Source organism: Rhodoflexus sp. (assembly GCF_053489755.1).
Genome location: NZ_JBRCHD010000044.1, coordinates 1 through 21,625, shown reverse-complemented (window position 1 = coordinate 21,625; position 21,625 = coordinate 1). Strand labels below are relative to the sequence as shown.

Annotated in this window: 16 protein-coding genes; 12 read left to right on the top strand and 4 right to left on the bottom strand. The window is 46.6% G+C overall.

Going from position 1 to position 21,625, the window contains the following annotated elements; all coding sequences use genetic code 11:
- Positions 1-365 precede the first annotated feature (365 nt).
- Positions 366-2,771, bottom strand: a complete 2,406-nt coding sequence (locus tag ACWIP2_RS09850; RefSeq protein ID WP_448519759.1) for a TonB-dependent receptor plug domain-containing protein — start codon at positions 2,769-2,771, stop codon at positions 366-368.
- Between the two features lie 51 nt (positions 2,772-2,822).
- Here ACWIP2_RS09850 and ACWIP2_RS09845 point away from each other — a divergent pair, with 51 nt between their 5' ends.
- From ACWIP2_RS09845 to ACWIP2_RS09795, 11 genes are all read left to right on the top strand, one after another.
- A complete protein-coding gene (locus tag ACWIP2_RS09845; RefSeq protein ID WP_448519758.1) occupies positions 2,823-4,175 on the top strand; it encodes an MATE family efflux transporter in 1,353 nt (450 codons plus the stop codon).
- A 642-nt stretch (positions 4,176-4,817) separates the two neighbouring features.
- Complete coding sequence (locus ACWIP2_RS09840) at positions 4,818-6,404, top strand: M28 family peptidase (RefSeq protein WP_448519757.1); 1,587 nt, start codon at positions 4,818-4,820, stop codon at positions 6,402-6,404.
- 71 nt (positions 6,405-6,475) lie between these two features.
- Positions 6,476-7,144 carry a hypothetical protein gene (locus ACWIP2_RS09835; RefSeq protein ID WP_448519756.1) on the top strand — a complete coding sequence of 223 codons (669 nt, stop codon included), beginning with the start codon at positions 6,476-6,478 and terminating at the stop codon, positions 7,142-7,144.
- Positions 7,071-8,648 (top strand): Eco57I restriction-modification methylase domain-containing protein, encoded by a 1,578-nt coding sequence (locus ACWIP2_RS09830; protein ID WP_448519755.1) that lies wholly within the window; start codon positions 7,071-7,073, stop codon positions 8,646-8,648. The genes ACWIP2_RS09835 and ACWIP2_RS09830 overlap by 74 nt, the downstream gene beginning before the upstream one ends.
- Positions 8,649-8,689: 41 nt before the next feature.
- Positions 8,690-9,625, top strand: coding sequence for a UDP-glucuronic acid decarboxylase family protein (locus ACWIP2_RS09825; protein WP_448519754.1), 936 nt, complete (start codon positions 8,690-8,692; stop codon positions 9,623-9,625).
- A gap of 3 nt (positions 9,626-9,628) precedes the next feature.
- Positions 9,629-9,952: a cupin domain-containing protein gene (locus ACWIP2_RS09820; protein WP_448519753.1), complete on the top strand. Its 324-nt coding sequence runs from the start codon at positions 9,629-9,631 to the stop codon at positions 9,950-9,952.
- A gap of 72 nt (positions 9,953-10,024) precedes the next feature.
- Positions 10,025-10,876: a formyltetrahydrofolate deformylase gene (gene purU / locus ACWIP2_RS09815; RefSeq protein WP_448519752.1), complete on the top strand. Its 852-nt coding sequence runs from the start codon at positions 10,025-10,027 to the stop codon at positions 10,874-10,876.
- Positions 10,877-11,547: 671 nt separating this feature from the next.
- Positions 11,548-11,688 (top strand): hypothetical protein, encoded by a 141-nt coding sequence (locus ACWIP2_RS09810; protein WP_448519751.1) that lies wholly within the window; start codon positions 11,548-11,550, stop codon positions 11,686-11,688.
- Positions 11,689-11,903: 215 nt separating this feature from the next.
- Positions 11,904-13,430 (top strand): PAS domain-containing protein, encoded by a 1,527-nt coding sequence (locus ACWIP2_RS09805; RefSeq protein ID WP_448519750.1) that lies wholly within the window; start codon positions 11,904-11,906, stop codon positions 13,428-13,430.
- Positions 13,431-13,462: 32 nt separating this feature from the next.
- Positions 13,463-15,199, top strand: a complete 1,737-nt coding sequence (locus ACWIP2_RS09800) for a SpoIIE family protein phosphatase (protein ID WP_448519749.1) — start codon at positions 13,463-13,465, stop codon at positions 15,197-15,199.
- 81 nt (positions 15,200-15,280) lie between these two features.
- On the top strand, positions 15,281-16,495 hold the full coding sequence (locus ACWIP2_RS09795; RefSeq protein WP_448519748.1) for a tetratricopeptide repeat protein: 1,215 nt from the start codon (positions 15,281-15,283) through the stop codon (positions 16,493-16,495).
- Between the two features lie 380 nt (positions 16,496-16,875).
- On the opposite strand, the gene ACWIP2_RS09790 is transcribed toward ACWIP2_RS09795, so the two are convergent.
- Together ACWIP2_RS09790 and ACWIP2_RS09785 are read right to left on the bottom strand one after the other, a co-directional pair.
- The gene (locus ACWIP2_RS09790; RefSeq protein ID WP_448519747.1) at positions 16,876-17,037 is read right to left on the bottom strand and encodes a hypothetical protein; all 162 of its coding nucleotides are present in this window, start codon (positions 17,035-17,037) and stop codon (positions 16,876-16,878) included.
- A 258-nt stretch (positions 17,038-17,295) separates the two neighbouring features.
- Entirely contained in the window at positions 17,296-18,747 is a 1,452-nt protein-coding gene (locus ACWIP2_RS09785; RefSeq protein WP_448519746.1) for an NADP-dependent isocitrate dehydrogenase, read from the bottom strand.
- Between the two features lie 123 nt (positions 18,748-18,870).
- On the opposite strand from ACWIP2_RS09785, the gene ACWIP2_RS09780 reads away from it, so the two are divergent.
- On the top strand, positions 18,871-19,389 hold the full coding sequence (locus ACWIP2_RS09780; protein ID WP_448519745.1) for a hypothetical protein: 519 nt from the start codon (positions 18,871-18,873) through the stop codon (positions 19,387-19,389).
- Here ACWIP2_RS09780 and ACWIP2_RS09775 read toward each other — a convergent pair.
- Entirely contained in the window at positions 19,383-21,479 is a 2,097-nt protein-coding gene (locus ACWIP2_RS09775; protein ID WP_448519744.1) for a vWA domain-containing protein, read from the bottom strand. The genes ACWIP2_RS09780 and ACWIP2_RS09775 overlap by 7 nt on opposite strands.
- Between the last annotated feature and the right edge of the window lie 146 nt (positions 21,480-21,625).

Below are 21,625 nucleotides of genomic sequence, written 5' to 3'. Positions count from 1 at the left end.
GAGAACTTGATATGATTATCTATGGATCTAACAGATATGCAGTGGGAGGGCGTATCGGTTGTCTTTTAGCAACCTTATGCGGGAACTGGTCGTCCGCGTAGACGATGCGTAACCAGATACGAATATCATTTAGACAATTTTGCAGGATTCGTCAAACTCGCTGCTATGATTATGTTACTTAGACAGTTTTGAGATGAGTTGTAAATAAAAATCCGCGTTCATCGGTGTCATCTGCATTTTCCGCGTGCCGACATTTTCAGAACGCTGATTTTTGGCGGATGACGCGGGTTTGCGCGGATGCTTTTCTCTTGAAATAAAATCCGCGCTCGTCCGCGTCATCCGTCATTATCCAAGTGCCAACATTTTCAGAAGGCTACGCGCAGGGTGGCGTAGAAATTCCTGCCGGGAGCGCTGATGCCCGATGCAAAGATGCGGTAGTGGCGATCGGCGATGTTATCAATGCCGCCCTGCAACTGCACCAAGGAGTTGATTTGGTAGGCGGTGCGGACGTTGAACGTTATCCATGCAGGCATACCGTCGGGCGTTGCGTATCGCAGGTTGTCTTCGCCGCTGGGGCTGAAATCGGCGAGGCGTTTCCAGCCGTTGTACTGCGTCCAGAACTCGGCGCGCCATTTTTTGAGCGCTGCTATGATGGAAGTTTGCCCATAGAGCGGCGGAATGTGGTCAAGCGGCACGCCTTCGGTTGTTACGCGCCCGCGCGTCCAAGTCAGGTTAGATTGCATGGACAGCCACTCGGCTATTTGCGCTTTCAGGGTTGCCTGCACGCCGTAAACCACCGCTCGGTTGGCATTGGTAACGGTCTGTACGCGGCTTTTAACGTTGTCATACAAAACAGAATCCTGCCCGTTGAACTGTCCGTTGCGCACCACCAGCGCATTGGTAAACCAACTGTGGAAGCCTGTCAATTCGGCAAAAAAGCGCTCCCGAACATTCTTGGAAAGCGTTATTTCAGCATTGTAAACATATTCGGGTTGGATGTTAGGGTTGGGCAGGATGACGTTGCCGGGTGTAGAGTCAAAAATTTTGCCCAAATCGTCCACATTGGGCGAGCGGAAGCCCGAAGACAGCAAAGCACTCAATCGCCAGCCGTTATTCGCATTCCATGCCGCGCCTATGTTGCCCGTAAAGGCATTGTTGCGCTGTTCAACAGCATTGAACGGAAAAGGATAGAACGAGCGTTCAAGGAATCGGGCATTGAGCGTAATGTACTGATAGCGAATGCCTTGTGAAAATACGATTTGTCGGTTTTTGCCCATTTCCCATGCATGAGTAAGGTAGAGTGCAAAACTCTGTGTCTGACTGCCGCCGTCGGGGTAGCGCGTGCTGGCTGCCGTCCGCGCCTGATTGCGTACGTTGATGCTGTAGGCAAGCGATTGCACGTCGTTGTGCGCCATTTCCAGCCCGTAGCGCAACTCGTGCCGCTCGCTTATATCCTTCATCATGTCTGCATTGACCGAAAAAACATTGACCGTTTCCTCGCGATGGGTGCGGTTGGCAGCCCCAAAACGGCGCGTAATGCGGCTTTCAAAAATATTTTGCCACGATAGAATCACGCTTGCCTTGTCGTAAAACTCGGTTTCGCCCAAAAAATCGGCGCGCAGCGAAGCCAGCAGGCGGTTTTGTGGGCCATAGTTCCATGTTGCCCAGCGCGGCAGTCCACGACTGTCGTATTCGCCATAGCGGTCGGTACGCGGCACGTCCGACGAAGTAGAATACTGCACGTTGAGCATGAAACGGTTGTCATCGTGCGGCTGAAAGGCGATTTTTTGCAGCAAGTCCAACTGCGAATAGCCCGACCACTTTTGCAGGTTCGGGTCGGGATTGACCAGCGCGGTATCTCTGCCGTTGATGAAAGCGGGGTACAGCTGTCGCGCCCAGATATTCTCGTAGCCGCGTGGATAGACCGAACCGGCGCGCTGTTCGCCAAAATGCTTGTGCGTAACGCTTGTTAGCGATGCCCACTTGCCCGCCGCCAGATTGACGACCGCGTTGCCTGTCCATTCGCTATTGGCAGAAGAAACGCGCGTAAAAGCTGTTCCGCTTGCCTTGAACTTGCCGTCATCGGAAAATTCGGGGTTGCGCGTAAAAAAGTGCATCACCCCGCCGAGCGCATCGCTGCCGTAAATCACCGAGCCGGGTCCGAAAACGACTTCGGCTTTTTCCAATACGTTGGGATCTATCGTGATGACATTTTGCAGGTGTCCTGAGCGATAGATGGCGTTGTTCATCCGCACGCCGTCCACTACGAGTAGTACGCGGCTTGCCTCAAAACCGCGCAGCACAGGACTTCCGCCGCCCATTTGACTGGTTTGCACAAATACATGCCCCGTTTGGCGCAGCAGGTCGCCCGTAGTTTGCGGATTGTAGAACGCAATGCGCCGCGCATCTACCGTTTCAATTTTATTGGGCAAGTCGGTGCGGACTTCGGCAAACTTATTAGCTGAAAAAACTATCTCTTCTAAGTTGATAATTTTTTCGGTGAGCAAGACTTTGCCCATCGCCGCCAGTTGCGATTTCAGGTAGCGCTGTTCTACATAAGCGGCATGACGAATCAGCAGCGTGTCGCTATCGGCGAAGGCTGCCAAATCTGCCTTGCCTTTATTGTCCGTCAGCGCCTGTTTGTCTTTTTTCTGATTGATAATCAGCACGTTGGCAATGGGTTTTTGTTCTACTTTGTCTGTAATGGCAATGGTTTGTGCCTGTGCTGCCAGACTTGCCGACAGCCAAAGGAGCAGTAAATACTTTTTCATCGCATTTAGTTTGGGTATCGTAAATTTGCATCTTATTTTTGTACAACTGCCATGCTGCAACGCTATCTGCCTCATTATCGGCAAATTTTGTATTTAGCCTATCCGATTGTACTGGGGCAAATTTCGCATATTCTTGTTACAGTTGCCGACAATGCCATGATTGGCAATTACAGTAGTCTATCGCTTGCGGCGGCAACTTTTGCCAATGCGTTATTTACTACTGTGATGGTATTTGGGCTGGCGAGCACTTGGGTCATTACTCCTTTGGTGGCAACGGCGCAAGCGTCGGGCAAAATTACCGAATGTCGCGCTTGGTTGCGCCACTCGCTGGCAGTCTATCCGCTGATGGGAGTGTTTTTTTGCGGCATCGTGTTTTTTACCGGTACTTTTGCCGACCATTTTGGGCAAAGCCGCGAAGTGGTTGCACTTGCCGTACCTTATTTACAAGCGCTTGCCATCAGCCTGATTTTTGTGATGATTTTTCAGATTTTTAAGCAATTTATGGACGGGCTGGGCGAAACCAAAGAACCCATGTACATCAACTTTGCCGCTGCTGCGCTAAATATTTTGTTCAATTATGTGCTGATTTTTGGTAAATGGGGGTTTCCTGAATTAGGTATTGTCGGGGGAGGCATTGCTTCGCTGCTGGCGCGTATATTTGCTGCCGCCGCCATCGCTTGGCGGTTTTTCACATTGGCTAAATTTCAGGCATACGTTCAGCAAATCCGTGCGATTGCTTACGAACAATATTATGCGACTAAACTGCTCAAATTAGGTGTTCCAGTTGGTTTTCAGTCGGTTTTTGAGGTCAGTGCTTTTGCCTTTGCCACGATTATGGTCGGTTGGCTCGGCACTACGCAATTAGCCGCACACCAAATTGCACTCAACATCGCTACAGTTACCTTTATGATTGCCAGCGGCATTTCGGCAGCAGGTGCTATCCGCATTGCGCAAGAGTTTGGGCAGAAAGACCGCCCCTCTATGTTGCGGGCAGGCGCGGCTTCCTACCACCTGATCATTGCTTTTATGGGAGTTTGCGCTGTGTCTATTGCGCTGCTGCGCCATTGGCTGCCATCGTTCTACGTACAGCCCAACGACCCCGACATAGAACTGATGATGAGCATTTCGGCGCAACTGCTGATTTTTGCCGCTCTTTTTCAAATTTCCGACGGCGCACAGGTGGTTGGCATGGGTATTCTGCGCGGTATTCAGGACGTAAAAGCGCCTACCATCATTGCACTGATAGCCTACTGGGTGCTGGGGCTGCCGATTGGTTATGTACTGGGCTTTTATTTCAACATGGGTGTGGATGGCGTATGGCTCGGGCTGGCGCTAGCGCTCACCTTTGCAGCCGTTTTTTTAAGTTTCCGATTCTTCAACAAAGGCAAGCGAATTGCATTTTAAGCGCTATATTGGATACTGTCCCAAAAAAGTGCGTAAAATGAATCATGTACCATGCAGTTTTTATCCCGTAAGGATTCTGGCAGCATTAAAATCAACCCTGCCCCCCACCTTTTTCTGCTCTATAGGAGCTATATAGGCAATTTGTGAAGCTCTTAATGGAGCAATGAGGGAAGATGGCAATTATCATATTACCGATATTGAGAGACTGTCCAAAAAGTAACACATAAGTTTGTGATTTGTTAAGCACTTGATACAACTCATCTCAAAACTGTCTAAGTAGTATAATCATGGCAGCCAGTTTGACAAAGCCTGCAAAATTGTTTAAATGATACTCGTATCTGGTTACGCATTTCTACGCGGACGACCAGCCCCCGCATAAGGTTGCTCAAAGACAAGCGATACGCGCTCCCACTGCAGATCTGTTAAATCCGTAGATAATCAATCACATCAAGTTCTCACCCTATAACTTCAATGTGCAAAATTGAGCTTTTAGATAGCTTCTAAATAGAAAAGCATCGGCGTAAACCCGCGTCATCCGCCAAAAATCAGCGTTCTGAAATAGCGTAGTGCTTAACCCTGTGAAGGCGGTACAAAAAAAGTGCTACATTTGTAAGACTGTGAATATTTTAAAATTCCAACATCATGATTAAACAAAATCGTTTACGGCTGCTGTCCCTGCTGATTGCTTTTCAGGGACTGAGCCTGTTTGTTCAGGCGCAGGATGTCCAGACATACAGCGCAACCATCACCAAAGATGACCTGAAAAAACACCTGACCTACATCGCTTCCGATGAATTGGAAGGACGCGACACAGGCTCTAAGGGCATTCAATTAGCGGCTGACTATGTGGTAAAACACTTCAAAGAATGGGGACTGACCGGACCGGTTGCTACCAATGCAGCTAACAACTTCTTCCAGCCTGTGCCACTGCAAACCACGCGTTTTGAAACTACGCTGAGCGTCAAAGGAAAAAATCTGGAAGCCTTCAAGGATTACATTTCCATCAATAACAACATTGAAACAGGCAAAGCCAAAACCGACATTGTATTTGGCGGCTATGGAATTGATGATGAGGCTTATTCCGATTTTCGCGATACTAAATTAGACCTAAAAGGCAAAGCCGTTGTCATTTTGAACGATGAGCCGCGCAATGCCGAGGGCAAATTCCTCATTTCGGGAAGCGACAAGCCCACCGAAAAATGGAACATGAATGCCCGCATGGAACTGCTGCGCAACAAAGGCGCAAAATATGTATTGATAGCTATTCCCGATGAAACTTTTAACCGCTATGCGAGCATGATGAAAGCCTCTGCCGAGCGCGGAAGCATTAGTTTGGCAGGTGCCGTGCCGCGTCCTTCGCGCATAGCCGGCGATATGGTTGTGCCAATGTCGGGCGTTGCCGCGCTGGTAGGCGCTAAGCAGGCGGACATGGAAGCGCAAATGAAAGCCGCACAGGGCAAATCCATTGCCGGAACGATGAAGTCAAAACTCAAAGCCGACATCAAAAAAGTACAAGTTCCGATGGTTTGTAACAACGTACTGGGCTTTGTAGAAGGAACGGACAAAAAAGACGAAATAATCGTACTTTCGGCGCACTACGACCACGTAGGCATCCAGAACGGGCAAATCATGAACGGCGCAGATGACGACGGCTCTGGCGTAGTGGCCGTTATGGAAATGGCAGAAGCGTTCGCTAAAGCTAAAGCCGACGGCAAAAGCCCGCGCCGCAGCATGCTGTTTCTGCTGGTAACGGCGGAAGAAAAAGGTTTGCTAGGTTCACAGTACTATGCCGACCAAAATCCGATTTTTCCACTGGCAAATACCGTTTGCAATCTGAACATAGACATGATTGGTCGGATAGATGACAAATACAAAGACGACCCGAACTATGTGTACATTATCGGTTCTGACCGCCTTTCTACTGACCTGCACAATATCGGCGAAGAAGTAGGCAAAAAGCACTTCCCTGACCTGAAATTGGACTACACCTACAACGATCCGAACGACCCGAACCGTTTCTATTTCCGTTCTGACCACTACAACTTTGCCAAGCATGGCATCCCTTCCATTTTCTATTTCAACGGTGTGCACGCTGACTACCATCAGCCAACCGATGATGTGGAAAAAATCCATTTTGGCAAGCTGGAAAAAATTACGCGTTTCATCTTCTCCACAGCTTGGGAAATCGCTAACCGCGACGAACGTTTGGTGGTAGATAAAAAGCAGTAATACAATCTCCGTAGAGACGCGATTAATCATCTCTCTACGGAGTATTCAAACCTATTATTCACTATAAGCACATGAATTACAATGAAATATCAGAGGCGATTGAAGTTGAGATAGCTACCTTATTTCAGGAGCTTCGTTCGGGGATTTCAGCAAGGGAAGACAGCAGAGCCTTTGGTGCAATGATTGAAAAGCGAATTACAGAAAACTGGGAAATTATCTGCAAGAATTTAGGCCATGAAGCAATTGCTATTCCGGGGCGTAGAACAATTTTTGATTTTGCCTGTAATATTCAGGATAAATTATTTGGCTTTGATGTAAAAACCAAGGATTTAGATTCTACGCGTTACTCCGATGGTGGTGTCTGCGCGGTCGGGAATCTCTTAAAATTTCTTGCTAATGACAACGGCGTTTTTATGATTGTGGAATTTGGACATGAAAAATCCTCAATCAAAAATAGTGGGCGCGATATTGAGTATATTCGGGTAGCACCCTTTCACTGCCTTCCTGAAAACACCTATCGGATTGAAAATCTGGGTACAGGGCAGGTAAGATTAAATTATACAATTAATCAGGTCTGGGATGAAATTGATTGGCAAAGATCATACAGCGACTTTTTTAATATTTTTTGCAACCTTGCAGTAACGCACTATAAGCGAGTCAAGGCAGATGCAGAAAAGCGAATCCAATCAATTGAACAATTTAAAAATGGCGGCTATCAAAACTTTCGGTTTATCAGATAAAACTTTGCGGATTGGAGATGTTTTCACGCCGTTGTCATGGGCTGATTTTGCCATTGAAAAGTTTGATATTTTTCAAAAATGGCTGAATGGTGCTACCATTTTTGATCCAACAATGGGTGAGGGAAATCTACTGGAAGCGCTCATCGCACATGGTTTATCAAAGGGATACAAAATTCAAGACTTACCTGTCAATCGTCTGTTTGGCAATGAGTTGAATACCACATACTACTTGAACGCATTGCAAAAATTCAGTGAGAAGTACGGTTTAGATATGGCATTGAATTTTTCAAATGAAGATATTTTACATCTTGCGTCCCAATCCTATGATATTATTTTCGGCAATCCACCCTGGCAAAATTTTGTTGATTTACCCGAAAACTATAAAGAGCAAATCAAGAGTTATTTTTTCAAGTACGATTTAGTAGGCAATAGCCAAAATTTGTTACTTGGCGGCAGTAGGATTGATATAGCAGCACTCATTATTCAAATTACTATCAAAGAGTTTTTACATCCAAAAGGTGAGGCGATTTTTTTTATGCCTCTTTCTTTGTTATTGAATGATGGGGCGAATAAAAATTTCAGAACTTACAGTATCGGCGATGTCAGCTATTCTCTTGAAACTGTATATGATTTCAATGATGAAGATGTATTTGCAGGTGTTGCCACGCGCTACGGTTTGAGTTATTTTATACGGGATAAGCAATCTTCATTTCCAATTTCATATTTTCGTATGGAAAACAGTCGTTGGATACATTTAATGGCAAAACCGGTATTTCACGAAACTGACCCGTTAAGTATTATTGCCTCTCAAAATGACTTAAATGAAATTCGCCCAATTGTCATAAAGAAAGAATCAAGCCCGCGACAGGGTGTTAATACCTGCGGTGCAAATGATGTTTATTTTTTTGACAGGCTGGTGCCTGTGTCCGACGAGTTGGTAAGTGTTTCAAATAAAACGCAGAGCAATATCATCTTACCCAAAAAGTTTATATTTCCATTAATTACGGCAAAGGAATTTAAATCAGATAAGCTATCGCCTTCCAAGTGGGTGCTGTTGCCATATAACAACAACGGTAAACCTTTGGAATGGCATCAGATATTGGTATTTCCTGAATTACATTCCTATCTGACAGCTAATCAGGAAATTCTACAAGCCAGAAAGGGAGTTATGTTGAATGCAATGCTCAATAGGGGGCATTGGTGGGCAATGTTAGGTGTCGGAGAATATAATTTCTTCCCTTACAAAATTGTTTGGGAAGCCTATGGTAAAACTACTTTTTATCCAAAAGTATTTGATGGACATTGGCAGGCAAATCAGTCCTTACAGGCATTTATTCCTGTGAAAACCAAGTCCGAGGCTGAAAGAATAACAGCTGAATTATCGGATAAGCGCATAGAAAATTATCTGCATTCGCTCAAAATGGAAGGAACAATGAACTGGGCACAGCCCGGGAAAATTAAAAAGCTATTGTCCTATGAGGAAGAATCGCTGACCCTGTTCTGATTTTACACAAAAATTGTGAATAATATTTTACAACCAAATCAATGGAAAAAGTCCTCATTACCGGCGCTGCCGGATTTCTGGGTTCGCATTTATGCGACCGCTTTATCAAGGAAGGTTACCATGTGATTGGCATGGACAACCTGCTGACGGGCAACTTAGACAATATCGCACATCTGTTCCCGCTGAAAAACTTTGAATATTACCACCACGACGTAACCAAGTTTGTCCATATTCCCGGCGAGTTGCGCTATATCCTGCATTTTGCCTCGCCTGCCAGCCCGATAGATTACCTCAAAATGCCGATTCAAACCATGAAGGTAGGTTCTATCGGCACAATGAACCTGTTGGGACTTGCCAAAGAGAAAGGGGCGCGCATTCTGGTAGCTTCCACCTCCGAAATCTACGGCGACCCCGACGTTCACCCGCAACCCGAAGAGTACTGGGGCAACGTAAACCCCATCGGGCCACGCGGCGTGTATGACGAAGCCAAGCGTTTCATGGAAGCAATCACGATGGCTTATCATACCTTTCATGGCGTAGATACGCGCATCGTGCGCATTTTCAACACCTACGGTCCGCGCATGAGGTTAGACGATGGGCGTGCGCTGCCTGCATTTATGAGTCAGGCGCTGCGCGGCGAGGACATCACTGTTTTTGGTGACGGCAGCCAAACCCGCTCGTTCTGCTATGTGGACGATTTGATTGAAGGCATTTTCCGCCTATTGATGAGCGACTACCATTTGCCCGTAAACATCGGCAACCCAAATGAGATTACTATTAAAGAATTTGCCGAAGAGATTATCGCGCTGACGGGAACGAATCAAAAGATTGTTCACAAGCCGCTGCCACAGGACGACCCCAAACAACGCCGTCCTAACATTGACAAGGCCAAACGGATTCTAGGCTGGGAACCCAAAGTGGACAGAGCCGAAGGCTTGAAAATCACTTACGAATATTTCAAAAATAAAATTCAATAACAAATGAATTTACATACAATAGCCGCCATTCCTGCCAAAGAATTTATCCCCGGTTTTTGGGGGCGGATGATTCACACCCAACATGCCACGCTTGCCTACTGGGAAATTGCAGGCGACAGTGTGCTGCCGCTACATTCGCACCCGCACGAGCAAACCGTGAATATGCTGGAAGGCGAATTTGAGATGACTATCGGCGGCGAAACCCATGTGCTGAAAGCGGGCGAGGTAGTCGTTATTTCCGGCAATGTGCCGCATCAGGGCAGAGCAACGGGGCAACCCTGCAAAATTCTGGATGTATTCTGCCCCGCACGGGAAGATTATCAATAACGGATGAGTTTAGCATACAAGACCTGACAGGTTTTCAAAACCTGTCGGGTCTTTTCCTACTATTATCAACTTATGCAAACGAACAACTTTCAAAGCCACGTACTGCTGATAGACTGCCCCGACCAACAGGGACTTGTCCATAAAATCACAGGAGTTTTGTATCATCACCACCTCAATATCCTGCGCAACGACGAGTTTGTAGAGCGCACAACAGGGCATTTCTACATGCGCACCGAGTTTTCAGGCGAGTTGAACGCCGAGAAAGTAACCTATGGTTTGCGCGGCATCCTGCCCGATGAGGCAAATATCCGATTAGAAAGCGCGCACGCCAAGCGTGTGGTCATACTGGCAACTAAAGAACATCACTGCCTCAGCGACCTGCTGGTGCGCAATATGTATCAGGATTTGCACATGAGCGTTCAGGCGGTCATTGCCAATCACGAACGCTTGCGCCCGCTGGTAGAAAAATTTGACATCCCCTTCGTCTGTGTGTCGCACGAGGGCATCTCGCGCGAAGCGCATGAAGAGGCAGTGCTGGCCGCCATCGAGCCGTTCAATCCTGAATTTCTGGTGCTGGCGAAATATATGCGCGTACTGACCCCTGCATTTACCCGCCGTTTTCCGAACAGGATTATCAATATCCACCATTCATTTTTGCCTGCTTTTATTGGGGCAAATCCTTACAAACAGGCATTTGAGCGCGGCGTAAAAATTATTGGCGCAACGGCGCACTTCGTCAATGACAACTTAGACGAAGGCCCAATTATCATGCAGGATGTCATCCACGTTGATCACAGCAAAACCGCCGCCGATATGACCCGCGCCGGTCGGGATGTGGAAAAAATAGTGCTGGCACGTGCCTTGAAACTTGTCTTTGAAGACCGCGTATTTGTGCGGAACAACAAAACAGTGATATTTGAGTAGGCTCTAAGTACTTGGTCAGTTTAAAACGTATTGTACCCTTTAGGGTGCGTCATTACTTACTGAAAATCAATTATTTGCACACCCTTAAGGGTATGCTACAATTTGCATAATTACTTAATGAAAGCGTCAGGCACAAGTAACGATAAAAAAAAATACCCGGATTGGCTCGAAGACCTCGCTAGGCGGAGCTACAAACCCGAACGTATCGGGTGCGGGTATTTACCTCACCGCGCAGTTGCCCGAAGCGGTAGATTATCTGTACTATTTGTTTTCGGCTAATTTCTTATCGGAAAGCGGCTCGTTTCAGTAATATTTTTGCTCTTGCTTTTCTGATTGGTTTTACCAGTACTGGCATCAGTATACTTTACGCGCTATTGTTGAACTTTATGCGAGCGGTAGAACTGATAACTGGGCAAAACGCGCTGCCATTCTGCTGCTGTGGTTCACGCAGATCCGGGTTATGTTTCATCATCGGTTGTACAGCGGCTTATACTCACGTTTCAGTCATACGTACCTAAAACCCGATTTACCATCTACAGCTTTAGCATCGTCATCGGCATATTTGTGATATGGGCATGGTTTTTGCCAAAAGGCATAGATGGCTCGCGGCGATTATTTGAATTTCGCGATTTCTACAGCGAGCGCAATGATTTGTTTACTGTTCATTCGGAATGGTACGACGACAGCCGCCCTGCGGGAAAGGTGAGAAAGGTTTTCTGCTCTATATCCCGATTGAGCATTTGGCTGCCGGTAAAAAACACCTGCTGACTGTTGGCTACCGCAGCCTTGGAGACAGCGCAGAAATTGCCTGAGATTCGGTTCGTTACCGTGTGCCATTTTGTACGTACCGGAACACTAACAACAAACTATCGGCAGATTTCTGTTCAACAAATGTTAAATTTTGTGGAACGAGAGCCTTTTTGAAAAGTTTTTTCAGAGCGCTTGAAACAATTTTTGTTCAGCATAGGTTAAACAAGAGAACCTGTTTTGTTTAACCATCCGATAATCTCTTCAGTCTGTAAAAAAAATGGAATCTAATCAGGATTACACACTTGATTACCGCTATTCTGCGCAAAATGCCGTTACAAACGGTAGCGGTAATACGAACACACCAATCCGCCACATCGAAGATCGGCTCTGGATTGATGCACAGATCAGCAAATTTGATAATTTACTGCGTACACTCTACGATAAAACGCTCGAATCTTTCACCGATGCTATTATTACAGACCTCTCTGAGCTGGTAAATGCTGTCAAAGGGGTCTTTTTTATTACCGACTTCGAGCAACACAAAGTAGTTGCCTCTGCCGGCTATGCCTGTACGCTGGAGAGCCTCATCAAACAGGAATTTGCCATCGGCGAAGACTTGGTGGGTTATGCAGTAAAATCGGGTAAGATGCGCTACTTGGAAGATGTTGGCCTACAACAGACAAGTATATATTCCTCGCTGGTCAGTATCAGTACCAAAGCAATTGTGATTTTACCTTTGGTATTCAACGATTTGGTGTATGGTGTCATAGAGCTAAACTGCGTTCGTCCGCTGGAGGAGAAGCAGTTAGAACTACTCAAAAGCCTGAGCCGTAACATCGCCTCGATGTTGCAGAGTATCCAGAACAATGCGCGTACGAAAAAGTTATTGGAAGAACTGCGCCAAAAAAACAATGAAATGGCGCAACAAGAGGAAGAATTGCGCCAAAATCTTGAAGAGTTGCAAAGCACGCAGGATGCCATGGAACTCAAACAGCAGGAAATTACGCACCTGTTGGAAGAAATCCGCATTAAAGAAGCTAATCTGAATTCGATCATTAACAACTCAGGCGATCAGATCTTTGCTGTAGATACCAACTTGCGTGTTATGTTAATCAACCAAGCAATGTTGGAAAACATCAGAAATACCCATGGGCTTGATTTGCAAATAGGTGATGATATCAGGATATTATTTCCCCCTGACCAGTATGACCACTGGGCGAGTATTTACCAGCGAGCTCTCAATGGCGAACGCATACTTACTGAACTAGCCTTTGAGCAAGATGGCAAAAAAACATACAATGAGGTAATGTTCAATCCTATCATCAACGATGTAGGCAACATCATCGGCGTGGCCGTGTTCAGCAGGGACATTACCACCCGAAAAATGAATGAGTTAGCCCTACAAGCACAGCAAGTCCAAATGCAAGAGATGATAGACATAATGGAGCGCAATAGGAGCTACACCATTGCTATCATAGACAACTTTGAAGATAATATCTTGTCCTTTGATTTGAATTACAACATCCTGATTCACAACAAAGGATTGCGGGAATTATATAAGTCAATGGGCGTAGAAATAAAAACAGGCATGAATGTTTTTGACCTCATTCTGCCCGAGGAGAGAGATAAATTTTTACAGATCTACAACCGCGTTATCCATAATCGCGAGACGGTTACGCTCGATGACTCCTATACCCTTAATGGCAAAACCTTGCATTTGCGCATGAAACATGCCCCTGTTATTTCTATCAATGACGAGGTAATCGGCATATCAGCCTATTCACAGGTATTAGAAAACTCGTAGCCCGTTCAGGAAGGTAAAAAAGCAAAATAAGTATGCTGACACAGGAGGAAGTAATCAAGGTTACGACTACGGATAACTTTGCAGCCGAGCAGTTGAGTAAACGCCTGCTTGGTTTCCTGAGGCAACTTACGCTTCGCCATCAGTACGGGTTTATTGATTGGAGCAATGCCTTAATTGAGGCGATTGCCAATGAAATCAATGCTTTGCAGGGATTATTCTACGTAGCTGACCATCGTGAGGAGAAATTGGTATTGACAGGAACATTTTCTATCCGTTCCGACCAGAAACCGCCCCTGGAAGTCAAATTTGGAGACGGACTCATTGGTGCTTGTGCAAAGACACAGCGCATCAAACGGGTGCAGGCAAGCAACGAGCAGGCGCACTGTTCCGGACTTACGACCATACAACCCCAAGAGTTGTTGCTTGTGCCGCTGATATTCAATCAGATTACCTACGGCGTATTGAAGCTATCGCATTATCAATCTTTCAGCGATGCCGATATAGCTTTTTTAGAAGTCATCGTGCCTGTACTTAGTGCACAGGTCATGTCGCTGGTGAAGGAAAAAGAGCAAAGAGAACTTACCCGCCAACTTCAGATGCGCGAAGAAAAACTCTTGCGAATAGCCGAAGTGAGCGTCGAGGGTATCTTGTTTGTAGATCTGTATAACATCATTACCGAAGCAAATACCGCAGCTGCAAGGCTGCTGGGATACTCTGATGAAGAACTCCATGGACTGCGTTTGCGGGATATTTTTCTGGTAGAAGAAATGATAGCCAACCTCACTACGGCAGATGACATTCCCCCGTGTGAGACATTTGCTATCCGTAAAGACAATAGCAAACTACCCGTAGAAATACAGGCCAAACGCATCAGCTACAACGGACGAGTGCTGCGGGTAATTTCGTTCCGCAATATTTCGGCACGCGTAGAAAGCCGCCAGCGATTAGAGGAAACGCAGGCAGAGTTAGATCAGGCACAAAAAATTATCATGCTCAACGAAAAGCTCGAAGAGCAGAACCGCAAGATCGTTTCCAGTATCAACTATGCCCGCCGTATCCAACACGCACTTTTGCCCGCACCCAGCGAAATGCTCAAAGCCTTTCCGAAGCATTTTTTGCTCTTTATGCCCCGCGATATTGTCAGCGGCGACTTCTACTGGCTTTCCAGACAGCCCGAATGGAATTTTATCGCACTGGCAGACTGCACCGGACACGGCGTTCCCGGTGCGCTGATGAGCATGATTGGCATGGAAATGCTCAGCCGTATTGTCAATGAACAAAAGGAAGCTTCGCCTGCCGTTATTCTTGAAAAACTCGATCAAGCCATTCAACAAACCATCCATCAGGAAGAAAGCAACCTGAACGATGGCATGGACATCGGCATTTGTGCTTTTCACAAAGCGAGCAACAAGCTATACTATGCAGGAGCTAAACACAATTTGTTGCTATTCCGCTCGGGTGAGTTTCGCGAAATCATAGCAGACCGCCGCTCGATCGGCAGCCGAAAGCACAGCGGGCAGCCTTTTCAGGAGCACATGATTAACATAGAACCCAACACAATGCTTTACCTATGCTCGGATGGCTATGCCGATCAGTTTGGTGGAGAGCATAACCGAAAAATTGGCAGTAGGCAGGTACAAGAACTATTCAGAAAGATGCACACATTGGATTGTATCGTACAAAAGAACGTACTGCAAAACTTTCTCAATAAATGGAAAGGCGGACAGCGGCAAATAGACGATATTTCTATTATTGGTATTCGCCTATGAAACAGAGCTACATAGGTTGAAATATGTTAAATCGCTAACACGAGGCCGAACTGTCCGTATTTTTGCAATAAAATACAAGTTATGAATCGTTTGCTATTCCGGCTTGCCTCTGTTCTGGCGATGGCAAGCTCATTAATACTCCACCCTCTTACTGAAAGCAGCGCCCAGCAACTTCCCCATCAGGACAGCGTAGAGATGTTGCTGACCAACGTAGCTATCCAGTTGGAGTGTACCCAAGCTATCAACGATATGTATAACTTCAAGTTCGGGCAGGCAGAAAGCATTTTCCAGTGGATGCGCCGTACCTACCCTGAGCATCCGCTGCCTTACTTTCTGATGGGACTAAGCCAATGGTGGCGCATCATGCCCAATCCCGAGGATACGAGATATGACAACCAATTCCTTGCCTATTTAGACAGTGCGATAGAAAAGGGCGAAAAACTGTTGGAAAAAGGCAGACCTAAGCAAAAAATAGAAGCAGCTTTCTTTCTAGCAGGCGCGTGGGGCTTCAAAGGCAGACTCTACTCCGACCGCAAACAATGGACAAAGGCAACTTTTGCAGGCAAACGCGCCTTGAAATACATGGAGCTTGCCGCCGATCAGAACGACCTCAGCCCCGAGCTGCTCTTTGGCGACGGACTCTACAACTACTACTCTGTCTGGGTGCCCGAAAATTATCCCATTTTGAAACCTGTGTTGTGGTTTTTCAAAAAAGGCGACAAAGCGTTAGGAATTGCGCAGTTGGAAAAAGTAGTTGCCGACGCTTTCTATGCCAAAACAGAGGCAATGAACTTTCTAATGCGCATTTATGGCGACGAGAACATGCCCGAAAAATCTTTTGAAACTGCCCGCTATCTACACACCACTTTTCCCGACAACCCCTACTTTCACCGCTACTATGCGCGGCTGCTCTATCAGCGAGGACAGTTCTACGAGCTGGAATCCGTAGCAAGAAGCATCATAGAAAAAATTGATAAGGGTGTAATGGGCTATGAGGAAACAAGTGGGCGTTATGCAAGTTTCTATCTGGCGCATTTGTACCGAGTAGCCTATCGAGACAAAACTCGGGCAAGAGAATATTACGAGCGCACAGTTGATTTTGCAGAAAAAGCCAAGGCCTACGAGGCAGGCTACTATCTCTATGCGCTTGCAGAATTGGCACAAATGGCAGATGCAGATAAAAATATTTTGCAAGCCAAAAAATATTATGAAAAAATTGTAGAACACGCCGAAAAAAAGCACCCGACTCATAAAGAAGCCAAAGCCTATTTACAAAAACATCGCAGAGTGAGATAAGCGCCATGCAATCGCCTGTCTTATACGACAACTACAACCGACCGTTGTAATCTGCGGTGCTTCTCCTGACTTCCGCGTTTTAACACCCAAGCTGAAAAAGTCAGTAATTGCTGAACAGCATATCAAAAGCCATTCCGAATATTGTAGGATGGCTTTTTTTGTAGTTAGCCTCAGAAAGAAGTCATACTAAAATGAATGATCTACCATGTAGTTTATATCCCGTATGTATTGCACATTGGCAGCATTGAAATCATCCCTGCCCCCGTTTTCTGAAGCTGTCCAAAAAGGCTGAATGTAGTACAGATTTCAGTCTGTAACTATTTGATTATCAGGCAAATAATGAGTGGCAGACTAAAGTCCGTGTCACTTTTTGGACAGCCTCATTTATTTTGGAGTAGAAAATCAGCTTGTGCAGGAATAGCCATTAGCTCTTTCCAAACTGCCGTAGGGACGATTATCTCTCCGTATAACTGCTCTAATAAAAACAGATAGTCAATATGCCAGAGATTTGTAATAGTGGTCGTATCACTTACAATCAACATACACCCAGATTTTTTAAATCTGTCTGTAGGTCTTCTATATCGTATTTGAGATAGATAGCCCGTGCTTTGGCGCCTGCTGAAAGCCAATCACATCTAACTGAGCTAAGTGGCGGGTTTGTCCAAAACTCAACTTGCCTTTGTCGTAAAGGTAGCAAGCAAAGTCAATGAGAATATGCGTTCCGAAAAGCCCGGGGCATAAAAAAGCCCGTCGGGCTTACAGATCCCGATAGGCTTTGGCTAAAAACGAAAGTCTATTAACTATTGTCCTTGTGCAAGAGAATAGCCTTTTTGTCCGTCGAAGTAGCACAAATTTTCGGTTTTGATGAAGTCAAAGCCGGCATCTTTTATTTTCACCAGCAGGTCAATAATGTCGCTGTGCGTAACTGAGCTGTGGTCAGGGCTTTCAAAGCGGCAACGCCAGTGGTCGGTACAGAAAGTTTCGGGCAGACCGTCAGGATATACTTTCACGCCGCGATTACTGATAACCACTAACTTTAAGCGGTCGGTATTGCAAGTTTGCAACTTATCGCCAATAGCGTTGGCCGCACCTTCAAAATTGATGAAAACGTCCACGCCAACGGTTTCTTTTTTGGCAGGTGTATGCGGACGGAATACGAAAGGTTTCAGTTCTACGGGACGAGGCGCGCCGTAGTCTACCGCTTTCAAATGAACAGGCTTTTCTCCCAAACGCGCGATAACGGCTTGCGCAAACTCTTGCGTGCCAACTTTTTCCTTGCTCACGTCTTCTTTGAAGATGTCGTACGTGTGGACGCCGTCTTCAATGGTTTTCAGCCACGCATTATGCACTTTGGTAGCCACATCGTTTTGTCCGATATGGTTAAGCATCAGCACTGCGCCGAGCAACAAGCCCGAGGGGTTGGCAAGGTTCTGACCTGCACGGCGAGGGGCAGAGCCATGAATAGCTTCAAACATCGCGCATTGATCGCCAATATTGGCCGAGCCTGCCAGACCTACCGAACCTGTAATCTGCGCGGCTACGTCAGACAAAATGTCGCCGTAGAGGTTCGGCATAACGATAACGTCGAAGGCTTCGGGCGTATCGGCTAATTTTGCCGCGCCGATGTCCACAATCCAGTGTTCTTTTTCAATTTCTGGATATTCTGCACCAATCTCGTCAAACACCTGATGAAACAGACCGTCGGTGAGTTTCATGATGTTGTCTTTGGTGAAGCAAGTAACTTTTTTTCGGTTGTTGGCGCGGGCATATTCGAACGCATAGCGAACGATTTTCTCTGTACCCGGACGCGTGATGAGTTTCAAACACTGATAAACTTGGTCAGTTTGGCGGTGTTCGATACCTGCATACAAGTCTTCCTCATTTTCGCGGATAATTACCACGTCCATTACCGGATGCTTGGTTTTCACGTATGGATGGTAGCTTACGCAAGGGCGAACATTGGCATACAAGCCGAGCGTTTTACGCGTCGTAACGTTCATGCTCTTAAAGCCGCCGCCCTGTGGAGTGGTGATAGGGGCTTTGAGGAATACTTTGGTGCGGCGGAGAGAGTCCCAAGCCGTGTCTTCAATACCGGCGGTAACGCCGCGCATATAAACTTTTTCACCGATTTCTATTTCTTCAATTTCAATCTGAGCGCCTGCTGCCAGAATAATATCCAGCGTTGCGCGCATAATTTCCGGCCCGATACCATCACCGTAGGCTACTGTAATGGGGGTTTTTTGCGTTGACATATCTATGCGGTTTGGTTTTATTTATGGAAAAAATCAACTAAGCGCAAAGCTATTTGAAACTTACCGTAAATTTGAGCGTTAACACAATTATTTTGCGCCCCATCCGAGATATTCCGATACTTTATGAAACTACTCATTATCATTCTTTTAGCGGCAGCAACGCTGACCGCCTGTCAGTCCACATCCAACGAATCTGCATCGTTGCGCAACCAACTTACTGATTTAAAAACCGAACATGCTACATTAGAAAAAACGCAATATATACCCCACTTAGGTTGGGCGATGGTTCAGGTGCAAGTCTATCATGCTAAACTCTATTTTGCCGGCGCGGCCAAAAACTGGGACTTAGCCGCTTATTATGTCCATGAGTTGGAAGAAGCCCTTGAAGATGTGGAAAAATACCACCCCGAACACGAAGGCGTTAAGATAGCCGAACTAATCAGGGCTATAGCGCTTCCACACGTAGAAAAAGTGGAAAAGACTGTTGAGCAAAAAGATGCCGTCGCTTTCAGCGCAGCCTTTAGCAAACTAACGGCCTCTTGCAACCAGTGCCATCAAGCGACAGGAAAAGCGATCATCCGCATCAAAACGCCGCCAAACGCAGGACTGCCTAATCAGGATTTTACCCCACAACTTCAGTAGCTGCCTCTGTACTTGCGCACGAGCCACTCGCCCGCAGCCATTAGCAGGAGCAGGAAACACAGCCATTTGAGCAATATAATTTCCCGATTTTCTTCGCTGGTGTGTATAACTGCGGTTGCTTCTAAGGTGCTTAGTTTGTCAACCAACTGCTCCGCTGCTTCAAAAGGGTAGAACTCCCCGCCGCTTTGGCGGGCAAGCTGCCGGAGCAGGTTGAAGTCGGCGCGGGTATTGAGGGCTTCTGCCTGTATTTCTTTGACAGCAAAACGCCCTTCGGCAGTTTCCGTTTTGCCGTTGTTAAGTACGGTACTTGCGCGGAAATTGTAAACGCCCTGTTGCAGCCCTGAAACCTTGTAGCGAAAGCCTTCGCTACTGTTTACGTAGCTGAATGTATTCTTACTGCCTTTTTCGGGAATGATTTCCAACTGAACAGTTTGTCCGTAGATTTTCTCGTAGATGTCGTTATAGACTTCGGTTTCAAACTCAACAGTTTCTCCTGTAAAATATTCGTTGACAACTGTATTGACACGGAACTTGCGCTTGTCCTGACGGGCGGTGAGGTATTGGGTCATTTTGCCAATCATCTCGTCGAAGGTGGCTTGTTCGCCGCTGCGGGCAAATTCCTGCAAGCGCCATTGCCAAAGGCCCTCGCCAAGCATCATCCCGATTTTGCGCTCGTCCTGTTCGGCAAATACGAACAGCGGCTTATCAGTTTGCAGGCTGCCGACGCGCTGCATCAGTACGGGAACAGCACCCTGCGCCAGTTTGAAGTTGCCAAAAGGAACTACCACAGGCGGATATTTAACAATGGCAGATTTGTTTTCGTCGCTTAAAAGGAACTTGTCAAACTGCTGATTAACGGCTGCCGTTACGCGGTCGGTCTGATAGCCCGAAGCAGCAATATTCACCCCCAGATTGAGAGCATTAAACGAAGGCAAATGCGTTTGTGTACCTACTACGAACCATGCAGGCGTTTTTGTAGCTAACAGTTCTTTTACCAGATTGCTCGTAAAGGCATTCGCCGTAGGCAATTGATGGAAAATCATCAGGTCGTATTTTTCATTGCGTTTGAGCGCTTCGTTGGGCATCAGGTTGGGAATGAAGAGGCTGACCTGGTAGTTGGGATTCTTTTCCAGCGCGGCGCGGATAGCGCGAATATCGGGGTGAGGGGATGCAGCCACTATGAGGATTTTTTCTTGTCCGTCCAGCACGTCAATATAGACCTGCCGCACGTTGTTTTGTTGTGTAAATTCACCCTCCAACGGACTAACCTGCAACTCGTAGCGCTGTACGCCTTTTTGCGCAGCGGTTACGAGGAACTGCACCTGTTGCAAAGCGCCTTCTTTGGCAAGAACGATTCGTTTAGTATCCAGTACTTTACCGCCCTGCGATACGCTGACTTGCACTTCGCGCCCTTCAAATCCGCTATGGGCAATTTCCGTGACGATCGGGAATTGGTTGCTGAAGTAAGCAATTTTGTTGTGATAAGCGGCGCGAATGCTCACATCGTTGCGGGGCAGCGTGTCGCCAATGCCGATGGTGTAAACGCCTACCTTGAAAGGTTGGTAGAGCGGCGAGCTTCCCTGGTTATAGATACCGTCAGTAAGCAGTACAACTGTACCCAGATTGCGATTTTCAAAATTATTTTGAATAGAGGTAAATAAACGCTGCAAGTTGGTAACGGGCAGGTCGAATCGTACCGAGTCAAAATTGACCAGTGGTTTTGCGTTGGTCGAAAGTGTGCGCAGGTGTACTTCAAAACCTCTATTTTTCAGCGTTTCGGCGACGCGGTTCAGGGTTTCTGTTGCTTTCTCGAGTTTTTCGGGCGAGTTGGTGAGCGCCATTGACTCGGAGTTGTCTATTGCGACAACAGCAATGGGTTTCTCGTATTCATTGTTGATTTGCCGCACCATTGGTTCTAGTAGCAGAAAAGCCAGCAGGCTAACTAAGAAAAAGCGCACGGCAGCCAATAGGCGGTTGGTGGTTTGCCCCCAAGGCGACTCTTTTGAATAGAGCAGGGCAGCATAGAGCAGACCCAGCGCCACACAAAGAATAATCAACCAAGGGGAGTATGTAGTGATGAGTTGGTTCATGCCAGTTGTCGGATTATTGAGAAATCGTCCTTAAAAGTCCGATTCCTAAGCCAAAAAACAAAAGTAAAGCGATAATTCGAGCGATATGTTGCAGGACTTTTTCCAGCGTCATGGGTTCGGAGGGGAGGATGTTTTCGTTGCTGCCT

What these genes read in the sequence shown, in the direction of transcription:
- ACWIP2_RS09850 (WP_448519759.1), bottom strand. Translation starts at nt 2,771, where the DNA reads ATGAAAAAGTATTTACTGCTCCTTTGGCTGTCGGCAAGTCTGGCAGCA.
- ACWIP2_RS09845 (WP_448519758.1), top strand. Translation starts at nt 2,823, where the DNA reads ATGCTGCAACGCTATCTGCCTCATTATCGGCAAATTTTGTATTTAGCC.
- ACWIP2_RS09840 (WP_448519757.1), top strand. Translation starts at nt 4,818, where the DNA reads ATGATTAAACAAAATCGTTTACGGCTGCTGTCCCTGCTGATTGCTTTT.
- ACWIP2_RS09835 (WP_448519756.1), top strand. Translation starts at nt 6,476, where the DNA reads ATGAATTACAATGAAATATCAGAGGCGATTGAAGTTGAGATAGCTACC.
- ACWIP2_RS09830 (WP_448519755.1), top strand. Translation starts at nt 7,071, where the DNA reads ATGCAGAAAAGCGAATCCAATCAATTGAACAATTTAAAAATGGCGGCT.
- ACWIP2_RS09825 (WP_448519754.1), top strand. Translation starts at nt 8,690, where the DNA reads ATGGAAAAAGTCCTCATTACCGGCGCTGCCGGATTTCTGGGTTCGCAT.
- ACWIP2_RS09820 (WP_448519753.1), top strand. Translation starts at nt 9,629, where the DNA reads ATGAATTTACATACAATAGCCGCCATTCCTGCCAAAGAATTTATCCCC.
- purU (WP_448519752.1), top strand. Translation starts at nt 10,025, where the DNA reads ATGCAAACGAACAACTTTCAAAGCCACGTACTGCTGATAGACTGCCCC.
- ACWIP2_RS09810 (WP_448519751.1), top strand. Translation starts at nt 11,548, where the DNA reads ATGGTACGACGACAGCCGCCCTGCGGGAAAGGTGAGAAAGGTTTTCTG.
- ACWIP2_RS09805 (WP_448519750.1), top strand. Translation starts at nt 11,904, where the DNA reads ATGGAATCTAATCAGGATTACACACTTGATTACCGCTATTCTGCGCAA.
- ACWIP2_RS09800 (WP_448519749.1), top strand. Translation starts at nt 13,463, where the DNA reads ATGCTGACACAGGAGGAAGTAATCAAGGTTACGACTACGGATAACTTT.
- ACWIP2_RS09795 (WP_448519748.1), top strand. Translation starts at nt 15,281, where the DNA reads ATGAATCGTTTGCTATTCCGGCTTGCCTCTGTTCTGGCGATGGCAAGC.
- ACWIP2_RS09790 (WP_448519747.1), bottom strand. Translation starts at nt 17,037, where the DNA reads ATGTTGATTGTAAGTGATACGACCACTATTACAAATCTCTGGCATATT.
- ACWIP2_RS09785 (WP_448519746.1), bottom strand. Translation starts at nt 18,747, where the DNA reads ATGTCAACGCAAAAAACCCCCATTACAGTAGCCTACGGTGATGGTATC.
- ACWIP2_RS09780 (WP_448519745.1), top strand. Translation starts at nt 18,871, where the DNA reads ATGAAACTACTCATTATCATTCTTTTAGCGGCAGCAACGCTGACCGCC.
- ACWIP2_RS09775 (WP_448519744.1), bottom strand. Translation starts at nt 21,479, where the DNA reads ATGAACCAACTCATCACTACATACTCCCCTTGGTTGATTATTCTTTGT.